Annotated in this window: 13 protein-coding genes and 1 tRNA gene; 11 read left to right on the plus strand and 3 right to left on the minus strand. The window is 69.7% G+C overall.

Going from position 1 to position 21349, the window contains the following annotated elements; translation table 11 throughout:
- The first annotated feature begins 106 nt into the window (after window positions 1–106).
- Entirely contained in the window at window positions 107–769 is a 663-nt protein-coding gene (locus tag I8N67_RS06345) for a DegT/DnrJ/EryC1/StrS family aminotransferase (RefSeq protein ID WP_200301707.1), read from the plus strand.
- A gap of 166 nt (window positions 770–935) precedes the next feature.
- A tRNA-Thr gene (locus tag I8N67_RS06350) sits at window positions 936–1008 on the plus strand.
- Window positions 1009–1088: 80 nt separating this feature from the next.
- Here the strand turns inward: I8N67_RS06350 and I8N67_RS06355 are convergent.
- Window positions 1089–3824, minus strand: coding sequence for a SpoIIE family protein phosphatase (locus tag I8N67_RS06355; protein ID WP_200301589.1), 2736 nt, complete (start codon window positions 3822–3824; stop codon window positions 1089–1091).
- A 423-nt stretch (window positions 3825–4247) separates the two neighbouring features.
- On the opposite strand from I8N67_RS06355, the gene I8N67_RS06360 reads away from it, so the two are divergent.
- The 9 genes from I8N67_RS06360 (at window position 4248) to I8N67_RS06400 (ending at window position 18987) form a co-directional block, all read left to right on the plus strand.
- A complete protein-coding gene (locus tag I8N67_RS06360) occupies window positions 4248–9743 on the plus strand; it encodes a HAMP domain-containing protein (protein ID WP_200301590.1) in 5496 nt (1831 codons plus the stop codon).
- Between the two features lie 297 nt (window positions 9744–10040).
- On the plus strand, window positions 10041–10724 hold the full coding sequence (locus tag I8N67_RS06365; protein WP_200301591.1) for a response regulator: 684 nt from the start codon (window positions 10041–10043) through the stop codon (window positions 10722–10724).
- A gap of 204 nt (window positions 10725–10928) precedes the next feature.
- Entirely contained in the window at window positions 10929–13670 is a 2742-nt protein-coding gene (locus I8N67_RS06370) for an FtsK/SpoIIIE family DNA translocase (protein WP_200301592.1), read from the plus strand.
- A gap of 322 nt (window positions 13671–13992) precedes the next feature.
- On the plus strand, window positions 13993–14859 hold the full coding sequence (locus I8N67_RS06375) for a helix-turn-helix domain-containing protein (protein WP_200301593.1): 867 nt from the start codon (window positions 13993–13995) through the stop codon (window positions 14857–14859).
- Between the two features lie 100 nt (window positions 14860–14959).
- On the plus strand, window positions 14960–16441 hold the full coding sequence (gene rimO, locus I8N67_RS06380) for a 30S ribosomal protein S12 methylthiotransferase RimO (protein ID WP_200301594.1): 1482 nt from the start codon (window positions 14960–14962) through the stop codon (window positions 16439–16441).
- Window positions 16438–17169, plus strand: a complete 732-nt coding sequence (pgsA, locus tag I8N67_RS06385; protein ID WP_200301595.1) for a CDP-diacylglycerol--glycerol-3-phosphate 3-phosphatidyltransferase — start codon at window positions 16438–16440, stop codon at window positions 17167–17169. Before rimO ends, pgsA begins: the two co-directional genes overlap by 4 nt.
- Window positions 17166–17711, plus strand: a complete 546-nt coding sequence (locus tag I8N67_RS06390; protein ID WP_200301596.1) for a CinA family protein — start codon at window positions 17166–17168, stop codon at window positions 17709–17711. Before pgsA ends, I8N67_RS06390 begins: the two co-directional genes overlap by 4 nt.
- Window positions 17712–17820: 109 nt before the next feature.
- Window positions 17821–18198: a helix-turn-helix domain-containing protein gene (locus tag I8N67_RS06395; RefSeq protein ID WP_005481441.1), complete on the plus strand. Its 378-nt coding sequence runs from the start codon at window positions 17821–17823 to the stop codon at window positions 18196–18198.
- A gap of 318 nt (window positions 18199–18516) precedes the next feature.
- Window positions 18517–18987 (plus strand): Dps family protein, encoded by a 471-nt coding sequence (locus I8N67_RS06400; RefSeq protein WP_200301708.1) that lies wholly within the window; start codon window positions 18517–18519, stop codon window positions 18985–18987.
- Window positions 18988–19495: 508 nt separating this feature from the next.
- Here I8N67_RS06400 and I8N67_RS06405 read toward each other — a convergent pair.
- Complete coding sequence (locus I8N67_RS06405) at window positions 19496–20260, minus strand: SDR family NAD(P)-dependent oxidoreductase (protein ID WP_200301597.1); 765 nt, start codon at window positions 20258–20260, stop codon at window positions 19496–19498.
- A gap of 32 nt (window positions 20261–20292) precedes the next feature.
- Window positions 20293–21147, minus strand: coding sequence for an Fpg/Nei family DNA glycosylase (locus I8N67_RS06410; RefSeq protein WP_200301598.1), 855 nt, complete (start codon window positions 21145–21147; stop codon window positions 20293–20295).
- Window positions 21148–21349 lie beyond the last annotated feature (202 nt).

Below are 21349 nucleotides of genomic sequence, written 5' to 3' on the forward strand. Positions count from 1 at the left end.
ATAGAGCTGGTCCCCGAATTTCGGTTCGGGGACCAGCTCTTTTTTGTTGTGCGTCACCGGGAGTTCACGTTGTGCGAGCAGGATCCGCGCCATGGGTACCGTTGGAATGCTCAGGGCCGCGGGTGTCGGCGCCGGTGACGAGGTGGTCGTGCCGGCATTCGGGAACCCGGAGGTCGCTCAGGCGGTGAGCCTGACAGGCGCGCTGCCGGTGTTCGCCGACATAGATCCGGCGACATACTGCCTGGACGCCTCGGCTGTCGAAGCCGCGGTCACGTCACGGACGGCGGCTGTCCTCGTCGTGCACCGCTTCGGTCGGTCGGCTGCCATCGCGGCGCTGCATCAAGTAGGGCAGCGGCACGGGCTGTTGGTGCTGGAGCAGGGAGAGTCGGAGACGCCGTACAGCGAGGTGGGGGAGCGTCGGCAGCGGGCCGCGTATCTCAGCGCCAAGCTGAAGGGCGTACGGACTCCCGAGGGCGGTGACGGGCACACCTTCCAGCAGTACGTCGTACGGGTGCCCGGCAATGGGCGGCCGGACCGGGACGCCTTCGCGCGGGCTGTGCGGGCCAAGGGAGTGGAGTGCGGCGTGCCGGTGAAGACGCCCGTGCACCGCACGCCGGGGTTCCGGCGGGACGTGTGTCTGCCGGAGACCGAGCGGGCCGCCGACGAGACGCTGGCGCTGCCCATCGGCGGTGCGATGTCGCGGCGGGAGTTGCATCGGCTGGTGTCCGCCTGCAATGCGCTCGGCGGACTGCTGCAGCCGGCTTTCTAGGCTGGTGTCCCGCACCCTCAGCGATGACCAGGGGCAGATTCTGGTGCGCGGTTCAACTCGGGGGCGCGTGGACCTTGCGGGTGCGCTGTTGGGCGGTTCGAAGCGGTCTGCGATTCAGGGTATGATCTACCTCGTTGCCGCGAGGGAAACCTCAAACGGGTGACAGGCCCCTATAGCTCAGTCGGTAGAGCGTCTCCATGGTAAGGAGAAGGTCAACGGTTCGATTCCGTTTGGGGGCTCAAGCAGAGAAGGCCTCCGCCCTGGTGGGCGGGGGCCTTTCGCATGCCCCGGGCCCGCAGGCCCGGAGCTCCCACTTCTTCTAGACGCCCGGTACGCGCATCGCCAGGATGGCCATGTCGTCGGACGGGGCGTCGGAGGCGAAGCGCTCGACCGCGCGCATGACGCGGGCCGCGACCGCGCCCGCCGTGAGGCCCGTGCAGTTGGTGAGGACCTCGGTGAGGCCGTCGTCGCCCAACATGCGGGTGCCTTCCCGGCGTTCGGTGACCCCGTCCGTGACACAGAGGAGGACGTCGCCGGGGTCAAGGGTGACCGTCTGCTCGTAGAGCTCCAGATCCTCCATGACGCCGAGGAGGGCCTGCGGTTCGGCGGCGGGTTCGACCGTGCCGTCCTGGCGGAGACGCAGGGGGAGCGGATGGCCGGCGCAGACCACCTTCAGTACGGCGCTGCCGTCCTCCTGGGGCCACAACTCGCCGTAGAGGAGCGTCAGGAAGCGGCTGCGGGCCCCCTCGTCGATGATCGCGGAGTTGAGGCGCTCCAGGACCGCGGGGCCGCCGTAACCCTCGCGGGCCAGCAGGCGCAGGGCGTGGCGGGCCAGGCCGGTGACCGCGGCGGCTTCCGGGCCGGTGCCGCAGACGTCGCCGATGGCGAAGCCGTACGCGCCGTCGCGGATGGGGAACAGGTCGTAGAAGTCGCCGCCGACCTCGTTGCCCTCGCCGGCCGCGCGATAGATGACCTCGACCTCGACGCCGTCGATCTGGGGGAGCTCGGGCGGCAGGAGGCTGCGTTGGAGGGACTGGCTGATGGCCACGCGCTCCGAGTACAGGCGGGCGTTGTCCAGGGCGAGGGCGGCCCGGCGGGAGAGGTCCTCCGCCAACTCCAGGATCTCCTGGCGGAAGTGCTCGTCCGTGGGCTTGCCGAGGGTCAGCATGCCGATGACGCGGTTGCGGGCCACGAGCGGGAGCACGACCGTCTCGCCGCCCACCGCCGAGGCCGTCGCCAGCGTCGTGCCGATGCCCGAGCTGACTGTGGCGGGTTCACCGAGGCCCAGGCTGCGCATCGAGGTGCGCAGGGCCGCCTGGTGGGCCGCCTCGGCGGGCGCCGTCCAGACGCGGGCACCCGGAGTGGGGATCGGTTCCGGCGGGGGGATCTTGACGAGGAGGGCCTTGAGGCCGTCGATGAGGTCCTCGTCCTCGTGCAGGACGTAACTGAGGTACGGGTCCGAGGCCTGGTCGGCGATCGTGTAGACCGCGCACCAGGTGGCGAGGGTCGGGATCGTCATCTGGGCCATCAGGGCCAGGGTCTGGTCGCGGTCCAGGGTGCCCGCGAGGAGGTCGGAGGCCTCGACGAGGAACGACAGGGAGCCTCGGCGCAGCCGTTCCAGCTCGCCCAGGCGGGCCGACTCGACGGCGAGGGCGATGCGGTCGGCGGCGAACTGGAGGCGCAGGGCCTCCTCGTTGGAGTACCGGCCCTGGGACTCGGCGGCGACGCCCAGGGAGCCTGTGAGGCGGCCCTCGACCTTGAGGGGGACCGTGACGACCGAACGCATTCCCGTGCCGTTCAGCAGCGGTACGGCGCCGGGGACGGCCGTGAGGTCGTCGTGGACGGCGGGCATGCGGGCCGAGCTGTAGCGGCCGGGGCCGACCTCCACGGGGACGCGGGCGAAGCGCTGGCGGGCCGAGGGGAGGCCGGTCGAGGCCCGCACCTCCAGCTCGGTCTCGTCGTCGGTGGCCAGGAGCAGGAAGGCGGAGTCGCCGTCGAGCATGTCGCGGGCGCGCTCGACCGTGCGCTGGAGGAGGCCGTCGAGGTCGTCCGGGGCCGGGGAGCCGATGAAGACCTCGAAGGGGTCCGTGGCCTGGCCCTCGCCGGAGCCGGAGGTGTCGCCGGCCGAGACGCGGATCGGGGTCTGGAGGACGGCGCGCTCGTGGTCCCGTACGAGAAGGCAGACCGTGGAGGGTTCGCCGGCCGTGTCGCGTACCCGGAGGTGGGAGGCGTAGACCGGGGTCACGCGGCCGTTGGCGCCGCGGATGCCGTAACTGCCCTCCCAGCGGGAGAGTTGGAGTGCCTCGGCGACGCCGGTGCTGGTGCCGGGGGTGTGCGGCCAGGCGGCGAGGTCGGTGAGGGGCTTGCCGATGACGTGGTCGGGGGCGTAGCCGAAGAGTTCCTCGGCGTCCTCGTTCCAGGCGCTGATCGCGGCCGAGCGGTCGATCTGGACGACTGCGACGCGGACCCGGCCGTCGGCGAGGGGCAGCAGGTCGGCGGGGAGGGCCGGGCCGGCCGTGCGGGTGCCCACCGGGCGGTCGGGGAGATCGAGTTGGAACCAGACCTGCTTGTGGGTGGATGTGTACTCGACACCCCAGCGGGTGGCCATCGCCGCGCACAGCTGGAGGCCGCGGCCGCCCTCGCGGTCCGGGCTGCCCATGTTGACGGGGCTGGACTGGAGTGGGATCTCGCGCTCGGGGTATCTGTCGGCGACCTCGACGCGGACGCCGTCCTCCGCGCGCAGGCAGAGGACGTCGGCGGAGGTGCCCGCGTGGATGACCGCGTTGGTGACCAGCTCGCTGGTGAGGACCACGGCGTCGTCGACGATGTCGGCGAACCCCCAGCCCTGGAGGGTGTCGCGGACGAACGAGCGGGCGGTCGCGACGGATCGCGAGACGGGGGCGAAACTGGCGGCCGCGCGCGCGGTGATCACAGCACTCCTTGTCCGGTTCTCGACGTGCGGGGACCCGCGGCCGGCCTCCTGCCGCGGCAGAGACTGTTTCTCCGTCGGCCTGGGGTCCCGGGGGGCTTCCCCAGGATGCAGTCCGGTGGTCATGGTGCGGCCGCCCCTCCGATGCCTGCCCACTGTGCTCGTGCGCCACCGCCCAGGCCGTACGGAACCGGCATGGCTGGACAGCCGCATGCAAGGTTACTTACCTTCGCCGTCCATACGGATGCCGGTCGTCTGTCTTTCCGTCCGGAGGTGTGCGGACCGTGTGCGAAGCTGCCGAACTGTTATGGCCTGGTTCAGCCATGGTGAAACACTGGGCAGGCTTCCGGGAGAAGGCCGGCCACGGCCGAGTATCTTCCCCGTGCGCCGGGGAGTGGCACCTGGTCCGCCGAGCAGAAGTATCCGAGTACGAAGTAGTACGAGTGGTACGAGCAGTGTGAGAAGTATGCACAGTGTGTGTAGTACGAAGCGTTCGAACAAGGCGAAGTACGCCCAGCAGGAACGGTCGACCCTTGCGGGAGGGACACAGTGGAGTCTGGCGCAGCGACGCGGGGCACTAAGGCGCGCGCGAAAGGCGGACAGTCCCTGAACGAGCAGCGCAAATCTCGTAAACCGAACAACGGGACCACGACCGTGGACACGGCGGCCCTGAACCGGCTGCTCACGGCGCTGGAGGCGATGCGGGACGGCAACTTCCGCAAGCGTCTGACGGTCTCGGGTGACGGTGTCATGTCCGAGATCGCCGCGGTCTTCAACGAGGTGGCGGACCGGAATCTGCATCTGACCGGTGAGTTGTCGCGGGTGCGGCGCGTGGTCGGTCGGGAGGGCAAGCTCACCGAGCGGCTGGAGACGGGTGCCGCCGAGGGGTCCTGGGCGACTGCCGTCGAGGCGTCGAACGCGCTGGTCGACGACCTCGTACGGCCTGTCTCCGAGGTCAGCCGGGTGCTGTCGGCGGTCGCGGAGGGCGATCTGTCGCCGCGTATGGAGCTGCGGTCACAGGCGCCGGACGGGACCGGGCATCCGCTGCGCGGGGAGTTCCTGAAGGTCGGTCGTACGGTCAACAACCTGGTCGACCAGCTGTCGACGTTCACCGACGAGGTCACCCGGGTGGCCAGCGAGGTGGGCACCGAGGGCAAGCTGGGCGGGCAGGCCAAGGTGCGGGGGATGTCGGGTTCGTGGAAGGACCTGACGGAGTCCGTCAACACGATGGCGTATCGGCTCACCGCACAGGTGAGGGACATCGCGCTGGTGACGACCGCGGTCGCCAAGGGTGACTTGTCCCGGAAAGTCACGGTTCACGTGGCCGGTGAGATGCTGGAGCTCAAGGAGACCGTCAACACGATGGTCGACCAGCTCTCCGCCTTCTCCTCCGAGGTGACGCGAGTCGCCCGTGAGGTGGGCACCGACGGGCAGCTCGGCGGTCAGGCCGAGGTGCCGGGTGTGGCCGGTGTGTGGAAGGAACTCACCGATTCGGTGAACACCATGGCCGGCAATCTCACCGCCCAGGTACGGGGGATCGCCCAGGTCACCACCGCGGTCGCCAACGGTGACCTGTCGCAGAAGGTGACCGTCCCCGCGCGTGGCGAGGTCGCCAAGCTCGCCGAGACCATCAACCAGATGACAGAGACACTGCGGATCTTCGCCGACGAGGTCACGCGGGTGGCGAACGAGGTCGGTGCCGAGGGCCGGCTGGGTGGTCAGGCGCAGGTGCCGGGTGCGGCGGGGACGTGGAAGGACCTCACCGATTCGGTGAACACGGTCTTCCGGAACCTGACCATTCAGGTGCGGGACATCGCGGCCGTGACGACGGCCGTGGCTGACGGCGACCTCTCGCAGAAGGTCACCGTGGACGTGGCCGGCGAGATGCTGGAGCTGAAGAACACCGTCAACGGAATGGTGGACCAGCTCTCCTACTTCGGTGCCGAAGTGACTCGGGTGGCCAATGAGGTCGGTGCCGAGGGCCGGCTGGGCGGTCAGGCGCAGGTGCCGGGCGCGGCCGGTACATGGAAGGACCTGACGGACTCCGTCAACACCGCGTTCCGGAATCTCACCGGACAGGTGAGGAACATCGCGGCGGTGACGACGGCCGTGGCCAACGGCGACCTCTCGCAGAAGGTCACCGTCGATGTCGCGGGCGAGATGCTCGAACTGAAGAACACCGTGAACACGATGGTGGACCAGCTGTCGTCGTTCGCCGACCAGGTGACCCGGATGGCCCGGGACGTGGGCACGGAGGGCCGCCTCGGCGGTCAGGCCCGTGTGGACGGTGTGTCCGGCACATGGAAGGAACTCACCGACTCCGTCAACTCGATGGCGTCCAACCTCACCGGACAGGTGAGGAACATCGCGCAGGTGACGACGGCCGTGGCGCGGGGTGACCTGTCCCAGAAGATCGACGTCGACGCTCGCGGCGAGATCCTGGAGCTGAAGAACACCATCAACACGATGGTCGACCAGTTGTCCTCCTTCGCCGACCAGGTGACCCGGGTCGCCCGGGACGTGGGCACGGAGGGCCGCCTCGGCGGTCAGGCGCAGGTGCCCGGCGTCGCCGGTGTGTGGCGCGACCTCACGGAGTCCGTGAACGGCATGGCCGGCAACCTCACCGGCCAGGTGCGGAACATCGCGCAGGTCGCCACGGCGGTGGCCCGCGGCGACCTGTCCCAGAAGATCACCGTGGATGCGCGCGGCGAGATCCTGGAGCTGAAGAACACGCTGAACACGATGGTGGACCAGCTGTCGTCGTTCGCGGAGGAGGTCACCAGGGTCGCGCGCGAGGTGGGCACGGAGGGCCAGCTCGGCGGTCAGGCCGAGGTGCAGGGCGTCTCCGGCACCTGGAAGGACCTCACGCAGTCGGTGAACTTCATGGCGAACAACCTGACGATTCAGGTGCGTCAGATCGCCGAGGTCACGACCGCGGTCGCCAAGGGCGACCTGTCGAAGAAGATCACTGTCGACGCGAAGGGCGAGATCCTCGAACTCGTCACCACCGTCAACACGATGGTCGACCAGCTGTCGTCCTTCGCCGAGCAGGTGACCCGGGTGGCCCGCGAGGTGGGCACCGAGGGCATCCTGGGCGGTCAGGCGCATGCGTCGGGCGTCACGGGCATCTGGAAGGACCTCACCGACAACGTCAACCTGATGGCCAAGAACCTGACCATGCAGGTGCGGAACATCTCCCAGGTCGCGGCAGCCGTCGCCAACGGCGACCTGACCCGTACGGTGACGATCGAGGCGCGCGGCGAGGTCGCGGAACTCGCCGACACGTTCAACAGCATGGTGAAGACGCTGAGTTCGTTCGCCGACCAGGTCACCAAGGTGGCCCGCGAGGTGGGCACCGACGGCATCCTCGGAGGGCAGGCGCACGTACCGGGTGTGGCGGGCACGTGGAAGGACCTCACCGAGTCCGTGAACTCGATGGCGTCCAACCTCACCGGCCAGGTCCGCAACATCGCGATGGTCACGACCGCCATCGCCAAGGGCGACCTGACCAAGAAGATCGACATCGACGCGCGCGGCGAGATCCTGGAGCTGAAGACCACCATCAACACGATGGTCGACCAGCTGTCCTCCTTCGCAGAGGAGGTCACCCGCGTGGCCCGCGAGGTGGGCACCGAGGGGCAGCTGGGCGGTCTGGCGCGGGTTCGCGACGTCGACGGCACCTGGCGCGACCTCACCGAGTCGGTGAACGAGATGGCCGGGAACCTGACCCGGCAGGTGCGCGCCATCGCGCGCGTGGCCACCGCGGTGACCCGGGGCGACCTGAACCTGAAGATCGACGTCGACGCGTCCGGCGAGATCAAGGAGTTGCAGGACTACATCAACAAGATGATCGCCAACCTGCGCGACACGACGATCGCCAACCAGGAGCAGGACTGGCTCAAGGGCAACCTCGCCCGTATCTCCGCCCTGATGCAGGGCCGCCGGGACCTCGCCGACGTTGCCTCGCTGATCATGAGCGAGCTGACGCCGGTGGTCTCCGCGCAGCACGGCGCGTTCTTCCTCGCGCTGCCGCTGGTCGACGGCAAGGACCTGGCCCAGGGCGACGAGGACCGGTACGAGCTGCGCATGCTCGGCTCGTACGGCTACTCCATGGGCTCCATGCCGACGTCGTTCCGGCCCGGCGAGGCGCTGGTCGGGACGGCCGCGAAGGAGAAGCGCACGATCCTGGTGGAGAACGCGCCGAGCGGCTATCTGAAGATCTCCTCCGGGCTCGGTGAGGCGCCGCCCGCGCAGGTCATCGTGCTCCCGGTGCTCTTCGAGGGGCAGGTGCTCGGTGTCATCGAGCTGGCGTCCTTCAACTCGTTCACGCAGATCCAGAAGGACTTCCTGAACCAGATCGCCGAGATGATCGCGACCAGCGTCAACACCATCTCCGTCAACACCAAGACCGAGGTGCTGCTGAAGCAGTCGCAGGAGCTGACCGAGCAACTGCGCGAGCGGTCCGACGAGTTGGAGAACCGGCAGAAGGCCCTCCAGGCGTCCAACGCCGAACTGGAGGAGAAGGCCGAGTTGCTGGCCCGGCAGAACCGCGACATCGAGGTCAAGAACACCGAGATCGAGGAGGCGCGGCAAGTCCTGGAGGAGCGAGCCGAGCAGCTCGCGGTCTCCATGCGCTACAAGAGCGAGTTCCTGGCGAACATGTCGCACGAGCTGCGCACCCCGCTCAACTCGCTGCTGATCCTCGCGAAGCTGCTCGCCGACAACGCCGAGTCGAACCTGACGCCCAAGCAGGTCGAGTTCGCCGAGACGATCCACGGGGCGGGTTCCGACCTGCTTCAGCTGATCAACGACATCCTCGATCTGTCGAAGGTCGAGGCCGGCAAGATGGACGTCTCGCCGACCCGTATCGCGCTGGTCCAGCTGGTCGACTACGTGGAGGCCACCTTCCGGCCGCTGACCGCGGAGAAGGGCCTCGACTTCTCCGTGCGGGTCTCGCCGGAGCTGCCCGCCACGCTGCACACGGACGAACAGCGGCTGTTGCAGGTGCTGCGGAACCTGCTGTCCAACGCGGTGAAGTTCACCGACTCCGGGGCCGTCGAGCTGGTCATCCGGCCGGCGAGCGCGGATGTGCCGGTGGCCATCAGGGAGCAGTTGCTGGAGGCGGGCTCGCTGCGCGACGCGGACGCCCCCATGATCGCGTTCTCGGTGACGGACACAGGCATCGGCATCGCGGCCAGCAAGATGCGGGTGATCTTCGAGGCGTTCAAGCAGGCGGACGGCACCACCAGCCGCAAGTACGGCGGTACGGGCCTGGGGCTGTCCATCTCGCGGGAGATCGCCCGGCTGCTGGGCGGCGAGATCCACGCGCAGAGCGAACCGAGCCGTGGCTCCACCTTCACCCTCTATTTGCCGCTGCACCCGAGCGAACTGCCCCCGCAGGGCTATGCGCACAACGCGCCCGCCGCGCTGGAGGCCGGCGAGCTGCTGGCGTCCGAGCACGAGCGCGCCGGGGCGGCCGAGACGCCGGCCGAGGTGAAGTCGTACCGCGAGACGCAGAACGGGGCCGCCGCGCTCTTCCGGCGACGCCGCAGGGCCGTGTCGGCGGCCTCTCCCTCCCTGTTGACGGGGCAGGGCACCCAGAGCGGTCAGGAGCACTGGGCACAGCAGGCCGCTCAGGAGGCGGTGCCGGCGCGCAGGACCGTCCGTTTCGACGGTGAGAAGGTGCTCATCGTCGACGACGACATCCGCAATGTCTTCGCGCTCACCAGTGTCCTGGAGCAGCACGGTCTGTCCGTGCTGTACGCCGAGAACGGCCGGGAGGGCATCGAGGTCCTGGAGCAGCACGACGATGTGACGGTCGTTCTGATGGACATCATGATGCCCGAGATGGATGGATACGCCACGACGACGGCGATTCGCCGGATGCCCCAGTTCGCCGGACTGCCGATCATCGCGCTCACGGCCAAGGCGATGAAGGGCGACCGGGAGAAGGCGATCGACTCGGGCGCCTCCGACTACGTGACGAAGCCGGTCGATCCGGATCATCTGCTGGCGGTCATGGAGCAATGGATGCGGAGTGAGTGACAGGAGGCGCACCAGGCGGTCACAACCCGGCGGGCGGCGCGCGGAGTTGCTGACTGAGGGTGGCCGGGGCCGTGTAGAAACGCGGGATTCGGGGAACCTTCTGGTCCCCTGCCGCGTTTCTGCTACGAGCACAGTGACATCACGGTGACAGGGTGTGGCGACAGGCGGGGTGCGGCTACGATGACCGGCACAAGGACGGGTGGCGCGAGGGAGTCGTCCCCTGGGGTGACGCCGAGCGGTGTCACGTCGAGTCCTTCGGACAGGGGAGGCCCCAAGCCGGGGCGAGGAGGGCGGGCCATGGTGCAGAAGGCCAAGATCCTCCTGGTCGATGACCGGCCGGAGAATCTGTTGGCGCTGGAGGCCATCCTCTCCGCGCTCGATCAGACACTGGTGCGGGCATCGTCCGGGGAGGAAGCGCTCAAGGCGCTGTTGACGGATGACTTCGCGGTCATTCTGCTGGACGTCCAGATGCCGGGCATGGACGGATTCGAGACCGCCGCGCACATCAAGCGGCGGGAACGGACCCGGGACATCCCGATCATCTTTCTCACCGCCATCAACCACGGTCCGCACCACACGTTCCGTGGGTATGCGGCAGGTGCGGTCGACTACATCTCGAAGCCGTTCGACCCGTGGGTGCTGCGCGCGAAAGTTTCCGTTTTCGTCGAGCTGTACATGAAGAACTGCCAGCTCAGGGAGCAGGCGGCGCTGCTGAGGCTCCAGTTGGAGGGCGGCGGTAAGGGTACGGCGGGCGGTTCCAAGGAGCCCTCCGGCGGCATTCTCGCCGAGCTGTCCGCACGGCTCGCGGCGGTCGAGGAGCAGGCCGAGGCCCTCTCCAAACAGCTGGACGACGACTCTGCGGACGCGGCCGCGGTGGCCACGGCGGCCCATCTGGAACGCAAACTCACGGGCCTGCGCAGGGCGCTGGACGCGCTGGAGCCGGGCACGGGCGGACCCGCCTCGGTGCCGTCGCAGAACTGAGGACGTCCCGCAGCGGGGCCGGGTCGCGGAAGTGGCCTCGCCCCGGGTCGAGTTGTGGAGGGCGGATCCGGTACGCGGGTGTGCGGGTGTCCGGCACGAGGTTCTGTCACACCCGTCAGTTTCGGGACTTGAGGTATGCGACACGAACGGGTGAAGCAGTAGGCACACGTGTCGGCTGTGGCCTCCACCGGTAACCTCACACTCATGGCCTCACGTCAGTCCGCAGCGAAGAAGCCGCCCGCGAAGAAGGCGGCCGCTCCGACGAAGGCTCCGGCGAAGAAGGCCCCCGCGAAGAAAGCCGCAGCCAAGAAGGCACCCGCCAAGAAGGCTGCGGCGAAGAAAGCGGCCCCTCCTAAGCCGGCGCCCAATCCGACCGGGGGCGTGTACAAGCTCGTACGCGCCGTCTGGCTCGGTGCCGCGCACGCCGTCGGCGCCGTCTTCCGCGGCATAGGGCAGGGCGCGAAGAATCTCGACCCGGCGCATCGCAAGGATGGTGTCGCGCTGCTGCTGCTCGCCCTCGCCCTGATCGTCGCCGCCGGTACCTGGTCCAACCTGCGCGGCCCGGTCGGTGATCTCGTCGAGATGCTGGTGACCGGTGCCTTCGGTCGGCTCGACCTGCTCGTGCCGATACTGCTCGCGGTCATCGCCGTACGGTTCATCCGGCACCCCGAGCAGCCCGACGCCAACGGCCGGATCGTCATCGGCCTGTCCGCGCTCGTCATCGGCGTGCTCGGTCAGGTCCACATCGCCTGCGGGTCGCCCGCCCGCAGCGCGGGCATGCAGGCGATAAGGGACGCCGGCGGGCTCATCGGCTGGAGCACGGCCACGCCGCTGACGTACACCATGGGCGAGGCCCTCGCCGTGGCGATGCTCGTGCTGCTCACCGTCTTCGGGCTGCTCGTCGTCACCGCGACACCGGTCAACGCGATCCCGCAGCGGCTGCGGCTGCTCGGGCAGAAGCTGGGCATCGTCGCGGCCGACAGCGAGTACGGCGACGAGGAGTACGGCGAGGACGACGCCCGCTACGACGAGCAGTGGCGCGAAGCGCTGCCCGCGCGCCGCCGCAGGCGCGGTTCCGCCCCCGAGTCGTACGACCCCGACGGCGCCGAGCAGGAGGCCCTCATCCGGCGCCGCCCGAGGCGCTCCGCCGTACGGCAGCCCGACCCGAACCGGCCGATGGACGCCGTGGACGTCGCCGCGGCCGCCGCTGCCGCGCTCGACGGGGCCGTGCTGCACGGGATGCCGCCCTCCCCGGTGGTCGCCGACCTCACCCAGGGGGTGAGCGTGGGAGACCGTGAGGAGACCCCCCCCGTCCCGGCCGCGCGCTCCCGGACGCCCAAGCAGGAACCCCCGGACACCAGGCCGCCCAAGGGCGCCAGGCAGGACGTCCTGGTGCCGGACCTCACCAAGCAGGCCCCCGACGCGCCCCGGGACCTGCCGCCGCGCGCCGAACAACTCCAGCTCTCCGGCGACATCACCTACTCCCTGCCTTCACTCGACCTCCTGGAGCGAGGCGGCCCCGGCAAGACGCGCAGCGCCGCCAACGACGCCGTCGTCGCCTCGCTCACGAACGTCTTCACCGAGTTCAAGGTCGACGCCTCCGTCACCGGCTTCACCCGCGGCCCGACGGTCACGCGCTACGAGGTCGAGCTGGGCCCGGCTGTGAAGGTCGAGCGGATCACCGCGCTGACCAAGAACATCGCGTACGCCGTCGCCAGCCCGGACGTACGGATCATCAGCCCGATCCCCGGCAAGTCGGCCGTCGGCATCGAGATCCCCAACACCGACCGCGAGATGGTCAACCTCGGCGACGTACTGCGCCTCGCGGACGCGGCCGAGGACGACCACCCGATGCTGGTGGCGCTCGGCAAGGACGTCGAGGGCGGCTATGTGATGGCCAACCTGGCGAAGATGCCGCATGTGCTCGTCGCAGGTGCGACCGGCTCCGGTAAATCGTCGTGCATCAACTGCCTGATCACCTCGGTCATGGTCCGCGCGACCCCCGAGGACGTCCGCATGGTCCTCGTCGACCCCAAGCGCGTCGAGCTGACCGCCTATGAGGGCATCCCGCACCTCATCACGCCGATCATCACCAATCCCAAGCGGGCCGCCGAGGCGCTCCAGTGGGTCGTGCGCGAGATGGACCTGCGCTACGACGACCTGGCGGCCTTCGGCTACCGGCACATCGACGACTTCAACGAGGCCATCAGGAACGGCAAGGTCAAGCTGCCCGAGGGCAGCGAGCGCGAGCTGTCCCCGTACCCGTACCTGCTGGTGATCGTGGATGAGCTGGCCGACCTGATGATGGTCGCGCCGCGGGACGTCGAGGACGCGATCGTGCGCATCACGCAGCTCGCGCGCGCGGCCGGCATCCACCTGGTGCTCGCCACGCAGCGGCCGTCGGTGGACGTCGTCACCGGTCTGATCAAGGCGAACGTGCCCTCGCGGCTCGCCTTCGCCACCTCCTCGCTCGCCGACTCGCGCGTCATCCTCGACCAGCCCGGCGCCGAGAAGCTGATCGGCAAGGGCGACGGACTGTTCCTGCCGATGGGGGCGAACAAGCCGACCCGTATGCAGGGCGCCTTCGTGACCGAGGACGAGGTCGCGGCGATCGTCCAGCACTGCAAGGACCAGATGGCGCCCGTCTTCCGGGACGACGTCACCGTGGGCACCAAGCAGAAGAAGGAGATCGACGAGGAGATCGGCGACGACCTCGACCTGCTGTGCCAGGCGGCCGAACTGGTCGTCTCCACCCAGTTCGGCTCGACCTCCATGCTCCAGCGCAAGCTGCGCGTCGGCTTCGCCAAGGCCGGGCGGCTGATGGACCTCATGGAGTCCCGGGGCATCGTGGGGCCGAGCGAGGGCTCCAAGGCGCGTGACGTTCTCGTGAAACCCGACGAACTGGACGGCGTGCTGGCGGTGATCCGGGGGGAGACTGAGGCGTAGGAGGGACGCAGGGACGCGACGGGGGCGCACGAGGGTTCCCCGTTCGGGGAAATACGGTTGCCCGGCGGACTGAACGCGGATGGGATTGCGGCATCCGGGTATTCGAACGTGACTCACCCGTAAGGAAATGGTGAGCAACCGTTTCCCTTCGTCGCACGTCAAGTTGGAGGAGGGGCAGTCCCGTGCCCCACCGTCACCACCAGCAGGATGACCGGCCATTCTGATGGCGTACAAAGTCCCACCGCCCGGTTGCCCCACCCTTTCGTACCCCCCCTAGACTGAACCTCCAGCACAGGTGGCTACACGCTCGAAAGGCGCCCCCGTGTCCATCGGCAACTCCCCTGACGGCAATTTCCCCGAAGACAAGCGTCCGTTCGAAGACGACCGTGACGAACCCTCGGCGGAACGCCCCTCGATCGGTCGTGCCCTCCAGCAGGCACGCATCGCGGCCGGGCTGACCGTCGACGACGTCAGCAATGCCACCCGGGTCCGCATCGCCATCGTGCACGCGATCGAGCAGGACGACTTCGCCCCCTGCGGTGGCGACGTCTACGCCCGCGGCCACCTCCGCACCATCGCGCGCGCGGTGCGCATCGATCCCGTCCCGCTGCTCGCGCAGTACGACGACGCCCACGGCGGACGGCCCGCGCCGACGCCGGCGGCCCCGCTGTTCGAGGCGGAGCGGATCCGCCCCGAGCGGCGCGGCCCCAACTGGACCGCCGCCATGGTCGCCGCGATCGTCGCGGTGATCGGCTTCGTCGGCTTCACCGCGTTCAACGGCGGCGACGAGGACGGCGGCACCACGCAGGTCGCCGAGGGTTCCACGCCGACCACCAGCAAGCCCGCCTCGCCCACGCCCAAGGCCGACAAGCCCGACGCCGACCCGAAGCCGGACCCGACCGACAGCGCCATCGCGGCCGCGCCCCGCGACAAGGTGACCGTCCAGGTCAGCGCCGCCGACGGCCGCAGCTGGATCTCCGCCAAGGACCACAACGGCCGGCTCCTCTGGGACGGCCTGCTCAAGCAAGGTGAGTCCAAGACCTTCCAGGACAGCTCCAAGATCGACCTCGTCCTCGGTGACGCCGGAGCCGTCCAGCTCTACGTCAACGGCAAGCAGATCAAGGACGACTTCCAGCCCGGTCAGGTCGAGCGCCTGACCTACACGAAGGGCGACCCCGAGGTCGGCTGAGCGCACAGACGACTCAAAGGGAAACGCGGGTACGGGGTTGGCCAAGATCGGCCAACCCCGTCGACGTGGGCTGTCAGTGGGACGAAGTACTCTTGAGCCCATGCCTGAACGCCGTACCGTCGCACTCGTCACTCTTGGCTGCGCCCGTAACGAGGTGGACTCGGAGGAGCTCGCAGGCCGCTTGGAGGCGGACGGCTGGGAGCTCGTCGAGGACGCCGAGGCCGCGGACGTCGCGGTCGTCAACACCTGTGGCTTCGTCGAAGCCGCCAAGAAGGACTCCGTCGACGCGCTCCTGGAGGCCAACGACCTCAAGGGCCGTGGCAGAACCCAGGCCGTCGTGGCGGTCGGCTGCATGGCGGAGCGGTACGGCAAGGAGTTGGCCGAGGCGCTGCCCGAGGCCGACGGCGTACTCGGCTTCGACGACTACGTGGACATCTCCGACCGCCTCCAGACCATCCTGAACGGCGGCATCCACGCCTCGCACACCCCGCGCGACCGGCGCAAGCTGCTGCCGATCAGCCCGGCCGAGCGCCAGGAGTCGGCGGCCGAGGTCGCGCTGCCAGGACACGGACCGCTCGACCTTCCGGACGGCCTCGCTCCGGCCTCCGGGCCGCGCTCACCGCTGCGCCGCCGCCTGGACGGCTCGCCCGTCGCCTCCGTGAAGCTCGCCTCCGGCTGCGACCGCCGCTGCTCCTTCTGCGCCATCCCCTCCTTCCGCGGCTCCTTCATCTCGCGCCGGCCCTCGGACGTGCTGAACGAGACGCGGTGGCTGGCCGAGCAGGGCGTCAAGGAGGTCATGCTGGTCTCCGAGAACAACACCTCGTACGGCAAGGACCTGGGCGACATCCGGCTGCTGGAGTCGTTGCTGCCCGAGCTCGCCGAGGTCGACGGCATCGAGCGGGTGCGCGTGAGCTACCTCCAGCCCGCCGAGATGCGGCCCGGCCTCATCGACGTGCTCACCTCCACGCCCAAGGTCGTGCCCTACTTCGACCTGTCCTTCCAGCACTCGGCGCCCGCAGTGCTCCGCTCGATGCGCCGCTTCGGCGACACCGACCGCTTCCTGGAGCTGCTCGACACCATCCGCGGCAAGTCCCCCGAGGCCGGCGTGCGGTCCAACTTCATCGTGGGCTTCCCCGGCGAGACCGAGGACGACCTCGCGGAGCTGGAGCGGTTCCTGAACGGCGCGCGACTGGACGCCATCGGCGTCTTCGGGTACTCCGACGAGGAGGGCACCGAAGCGGCGACGTACGACGGCAAGCTCGACGAGGACGTGGTCGCCGAGCGGCTCGCGCGGGTCTCGCGGCTGGCCGAGGAGCTGGTCTCGCAGCGCGCCGAGGAGCGCGTCGGAGAGACCGTGCGCGTGCTGGTCGAGTCGGTCGACGGCGACGAGGGCGCGTACGGCCGGGCCGCGCACCAGGCGCCCGAGACGGACGGTCAGGTGTTGTTCACGAGCGGCGAGGAGTTGACCGTCGGCCTTATGGTCGAGGCGAAGGTGGTCGGCACGGAGGGCGTCGACCTGGTGGCCGAGGTGCTTCCGGGCTCGCTCGGCTCCCTCGTGTGTACTGAGGAGGCGGCCAGATGACGGGAGCCCCGGCATCCGCGGCGGGCGGCACCTCCGGCGCCAAGGGCGCGACGAGTGCTTCCGGCGTTCCCGGCGCCCCGCGCAATGTCGGAGACCCGAAGTCCGTGCGCGGCGGGAAGCTCGGCGCTGCCGCCGTCAACCAGGCCAGCCTCTGGAACATCGCGAACATCCTGACCATGGTCCGTCTGGTCCTCGTACCGGGCTTCGTCGTGCTGATGCTCATGGACGGCGGGTACGACCCGGTCTGGCGGGCCTGGGCCTGGGCCGCCTTCGCCGTCGCCATGATCACCGACATCTTCGACGGCCACCTGGCCCGGACGTACGACCTCGTCACCGACTTCGGGAAGATCGCCGACCCCATCGCCGACAAGGCGATCATGGGTGCCGCGCTGATCTGCCTGTCCTCCCTCGGCGATCTGCCGTGGTGGGTGACGGGGGTCATCCTCGGCCGGGAAATCGGGATCACCCTCCTGCGTTTCATCGTCATCCGGTACGGAGTCATTCCAGCGAGCCGGGGCGGCAAGCTGAAGACCCTCGCCCAGGGCACCGCGGTCGGGATGTACGTCCTGGTGATGGAGGGGCCGCTGGCCACCCTGAGGTGGTGGGTGATGGCTGTGGCGGTCGTCCTGACCGTCGTCACCGGGCTCGACTATGTGAGACAGGCCATTGTGCTGCGACGGAGCGGAATCGCCGAGCGCGAGGCGGCGGCGGAGGGGGCGGAACGTTGACCTCCACGGCCGCCGACGTGCTGCGACTACTGGCGGTGAGGGGCGAGACGCTGGCCGTCGCGGAATCGCTGACCGGCGGTCTGGTCGCGGCCGCGATCACCGCGGTCCCGGGGGCCTCCAACGCCTTCCGTGGCTCTGTCACCGCGTACGCCACCGAGCTGAAGCAGCAGCTGCTGGGCGTCGACGCGACCCTCCTGGACCAGCGCGGAGCGGTGGACGCGCAGGTCGCGGCCCAGATGGCGGACGGCGTACGCAAGGCGCTCGGCGCCGACTGGGGAATTTCGACCACTGGCGTCGCAGGCCCGGAAGAACAGGACGGCCGCCCCGTCGGCACGGTCCATGTGGCTGTCGCCGGGCCCTCCACAGCGGATTCCGGCGCATTCGGTGGCGGGAAAGTGTCGTCGCTGCGGTTGAACGGCGGCCGGACGGAAATCCGTATGGAGAGTGTACGGAGCGTACTCGCACTGCTTCTTGAAGAGCTTGCGGGCGAACAGACCGGAAATGAGCGGGCACAGGATACGGAACAGAACGGGGGGACTTGATGTTTGCAGCCCTGAGTGAACACAACAGCGCTCCCCGCACGGCCGCAGCGCAAGGCGGTACGGTGGGGCGTGAAGGATGCGGCTACGCGGTCCGAGGAGGGAGCCACCGATGATTCTGCTCCGTCGCCTGCTTGGTGACGTGCTGCGTCGGCAGCGCCAGCGCCAGGGCCGTACTCTGCGCGAAGTCTCCTCGTCCGCCCGAGTCTCACTCGGCTATCTCTCCGAGGTGGAGCGGGGGCAGAAGGAGGCTTCTTCCGAGCTGCTCTCCGCCATTTGCGACGCGCTGGACGTACGGATGTCCGAGCTCATGCGAGAGGTGAGCGACGAGCTCGCCCTTGCCGAGCTGGCCCAGTCCGCAGCAGCCACCGAGCCGGTGCCAGCACCAGTGCGCCGACCCATGCTCAACTCCGTGTCGGTGGCCGGTGTGCCGCCGGAGCGGGTCACGATCAAGGCGCCCGCCGAAGCGGTGGACGTCGTGGCGGCGTGAGCGCCGCCTGGCGTGCGTGAGGTTCGGCGCACGCCGATGAAGTAGAAGCGAAGCGGGAGCCCCGGCCGGGGCCTTCAGGGAGACCTGGGGTGTCGGCCGGGGCTTTTGCGTTGCTCGGGGCGGCGGTGTGGGATCGGCGACGCGGGGTGAGCGTGCTGGGTGGGGCGTTTTGGGCGGATCGGGTGTCGGGGGCTCCGGTTTGCCGGGGTGGTGGTGTGCGGTCATGGTGGAGGGGCGGGATCGGGGGCGTGCGCGCGATTCGTTCGTTCGTGCGGCCGTGCAGAGTCGTACGTTCGTATCAAGAACCGGAGCGTGCTGATGTCCGTGGTGAAGAGCCCGCTGTCCGAGGCCGATCTCAGGACGGTGTCCGAGGCGCTGCAGGGTGCACTGGTCGATCTCGTCGACCTCTCCCTCGTGGCCAAGCAGATCCACTGGAACGTGGTCGGGCCGCGCTTCCGCTCCGTCCACCTCCAGCTGGACGAGGTCGTGGACACCGCCCGGCTGCACTCCGACACGGTCGCCGAGCGTGCCGCCACGCTGGGCGTCTCGCCGGACGGGCGGGCCGGGACAGTGGCCGGCAGCAGCGGTATCGGCAAGATCCCCGACGGCTGGGTCAAGGACACGGACGCGGTGGGGAGCCTGGTGGACGGGCTCGGCGCCGTGATCACCCGGATGCGGACGCGGGTGGAGAGCACCGCGGAGGCGGATCCGGTGAGTCAGGACATTTTCATCGGGGTCACGGCGGATCTTGAGAAGCATCACTGGATGTTCCAGGCGGAGAACGTGTAGCGCCTGCGGATGCGCTGTCGGGTCGTGGTGTGGTGCCCCGCGGGTGAGTGTGGGGTGCGGCGGGGGCGTGGGGAGGGCGGTGTGTGGCTGCCGGGCGCATCGTGCGCCCTGTGGGCGCGGTCCGTGTGAGTGGGGCGTGCGTCCCTGTGCCGGTGGTGCGCCCTCTCCGGCCGGGCCGGGAGCCGTCTAGCGTCGTTCTGGGGGCCCGGAGGCCTGGAGGTGGCGGCCATGCGAATAGTCCGCTGGGGGGCGGTTCTGGGGCTTGGTGCGCTGTGGTGGTGGGGTGTGCTGCGGCTTGCGCTGGCGCCGGACGCCGGTGCGGTGGAGGGGGCTGTCGCGGCCGGTGGGTGGGGGCTGAGCCTCCTGCCTGTGCACTGCGTGCCGAAGGGACGGGGGCTGGGACGGCCGGGGGGCGTGTCTGGGGGCGCGGCGGGCGTACCAGGGGGCGCGAAGGGCGGGGTGGGCGAGTGCGGTTGATCCGGCCGGGGCAGGGGGCTCCGGGCGGTGATCACCATGGCATGGCCACCCCGCCGTTCGGGCGGATGATCTGGCCCGTGGTGAAGGCTGAGGCGTCGGAGGCGAGGTGCAGCACGGCGTGTGCGATGTCCTCGGGCTCGCCGACCCGGCCCAGCGGTGAAAGCCGGGCCATGAAGGACTCCGTCCGCGCCTGCGCCTCGTTGTCGTGGCGGTCGGTCATGGGGGTACGGATCCAGCCGGGCGCCACCGCGTTGACGCGGATGCCGTGCGGGCCGGCCTCGGTCGCCAGGGTCTTCGTCAGCTGGACCACCGCCGCCTTGGTCACGCCGTAGCAGAGCAGGCCCGGGCCGCCGGTGTCGACGGCGCCGGAGGCCATGGTCACGATGGAGCCCGGGGTCCCGTCGGCGATCATCCGGCGGGCGGCTTCCTGGCAGGCGTACAGCACGCCCTTGAAGTTGACGCTCCACACCCGGTCGAGATCCTCCTCCCGGGTTTCCAGCACCGGGCTGGTGTGCATGATCCCGGCGATCGCGGCCATCACATGGAGCCGCTCGCAGGTGGCCACCGCCGCCGCGAGCTGTGTGCGGTCGGTCACGTCGAGGTGGTGGGTGTGCGCGGTGCCGCTCCTGGCCTTGATCAGCGTCGCGGTCTCGTGCAGGCCCTGCGCGTCACGGTCCGCGCAGTGCACGGTGGCGCCCGCCTCGGCGAGCAGCACGGCCGACGCGCGCCCGATACCACTGCCGGCGCCGGTGACGAACGCGGTGCGGCCGGTGAGGTCGTACGCGAGGATGGGCATGAAGCGACGGTACGAGCATTTCTGACGGGTCGTCAATTAGTTGTGCGGGGGTTCGCGCGGGGGCGGGGGCGGGCTGCTCGGAGAGTGCCCGGGGCCGGGGCCGGGCCCGACTGGCAGGTGGGGCACCAGTAGGTGGGGCGCTCGCGGGAGCCGTCGCCCTGATCGGCCGCGCGGACGGAGGTGCCGCAGCGCAGGCAGGGGCGTGGAGCCCGGCCGTACACGAAGAGGTCGTGGTGGCGGTGGCCCGTGATGCTGCGGACCGGGCGGTCGCGGTTGGCTTCGAGGAGCTTCTTGGCGAGGGTGGGCAGCCGGGCGGCGCTGTCTTCGGGGAGGGCGCCCACGGGGAGCCAGGGAGTGACCCGGAGCAGGAAGCAGAGCTCGCTCTTGTAGACATTGCCGATGCCGGCGAGGTTGCGCTGGTCGAGGAGGGCCTCGCCGAGGGGGCGCGCGGGGGCGCTCAGGAGGTTGGCGAGGGCGCGGTCGGGGTCCCAGTCCGGGCCCAGCAGGTCGGGGCCCAGGTGGCCGACGACGCGGTGTTCGTCGGTCGTGCGGAGCAGCTCCAGGACCGGGAGCCGGTAGCCGACGGCCGTTCGGCCGGCGGTTCCCAGGATCGCGCGGATCTGGTGCGCCGGGCCGCCGCTCCAGCGGTCGCCGTGGCCGTACACCTTCCAGGAGCCGTCCATCCGCAGGTGCGAGTGGAGGGTCAGACCGCCCTCGATCCGGGTCAGGAGGTGCTTGCCTCGCGGGGTGACGTCCAGGACGGTACGGCCGGTGAGGTCGGCCGTGGCGTACTTCGGTACGCGTAGGTCGAAGCGGGTCAGCACCTTGTCGGCGAGGGCGGTGTGCAGTCGTCCCGCCGTTTGCCAGACGGTGTCGCCTTCGGGCATGGGTCAAGGGTGGCATGGGTTGGGGGCGGGTGGCGGGGGATAAGTCTGTGTGTGGCTGGGGTTGCGTTGCGGGTGGCTGGTGGTGGGTGGGGCGCCTGACAGCTCCGGGGGTTCGGTTGGTTTGGTGGGTTGCGGGTTGCGGGGGCTGGGCGCGCAGTTCCCCGTGCCCCTTTTGGGTGCGGCCCCATCTGGTCGGTCACCC

Origin of the sequence: Streptomyces adelaidensis (genome assembly GCF_016598475.1) — a bacterium.
In the GTDB taxonomy this organism is placed as follows: Bacteria; Actinomycetota; Actinomycetes; order Streptomycetales; family Streptomycetaceae; genus Streptomyces; species Streptomyces adelaidensis.

Coding starts and splice junctions, on each gene's coding strand:
- I8N67_RS06345 (WP_200301707.1), top strand. CDS start 107: ATGCTCAGGGCCGCGGGTGTCGGCGCCGGTGACGAGGTGGTCGTGCCG.
- I8N67_RS06355 (WP_200301589.1), bottom strand. CDS start 3,824: ATGACCACCGGACTGCATCCTGGGGAAGCCCCCCGGGACCCCAGGCCG.
- I8N67_RS06365 (WP_200301591.1), top strand. CDS start 10,041: ATGGTGCAGAAGGCCAAGATCCTCCTGGTCGATGACCGGCCGGAGAAT.
- I8N67_RS06370 (WP_200301592.1), top strand. CDS start 10,929: ATGGCCTCACGTCAGTCCGCAGCGAAGAAGCCGCCCGCGAAGAAGGCG.
- rimO (WP_200301594.1), top strand. CDS start 14,960: ATGCCTGAACGCCGTACCGTCGCACTCGTCACTCTTGGCTGCGCCCGT.
- pgsA (WP_200301595.1), top strand. CDS start 16,438: ATGACGGGAGCCCCGGCATCCGCGGCGGGCGGCACCTCCGGCGCCAAG.
- I8N67_RS06395 (WP_005481441.1), top strand. CDS start 17,821: ATGATTCTGCTCCGTCGCCTGCTTGGTGACGTGCTGCGTCGGCAGCGC.
- I8N67_RS06400 (WP_200301708.1), top strand. CDS start 18,517: ATGTCCGTGGTGAAGAGCCCGCTGTCCGAGGCCGATCTCAGGACGGTG.
- I8N67_RS06405 (WP_200301597.1), bottom strand. CDS start 20,260: ATGCCCATCCTCGCGTACGACCTCACCGGCCGCACCGCGTTCGTCACC.
- I8N67_RS06410 (WP_200301598.1), bottom strand. CDS start 21,147: ATGCCCGAAGGCGACACCGTCTGGCAAACGGCGGGACGACTGCACACC.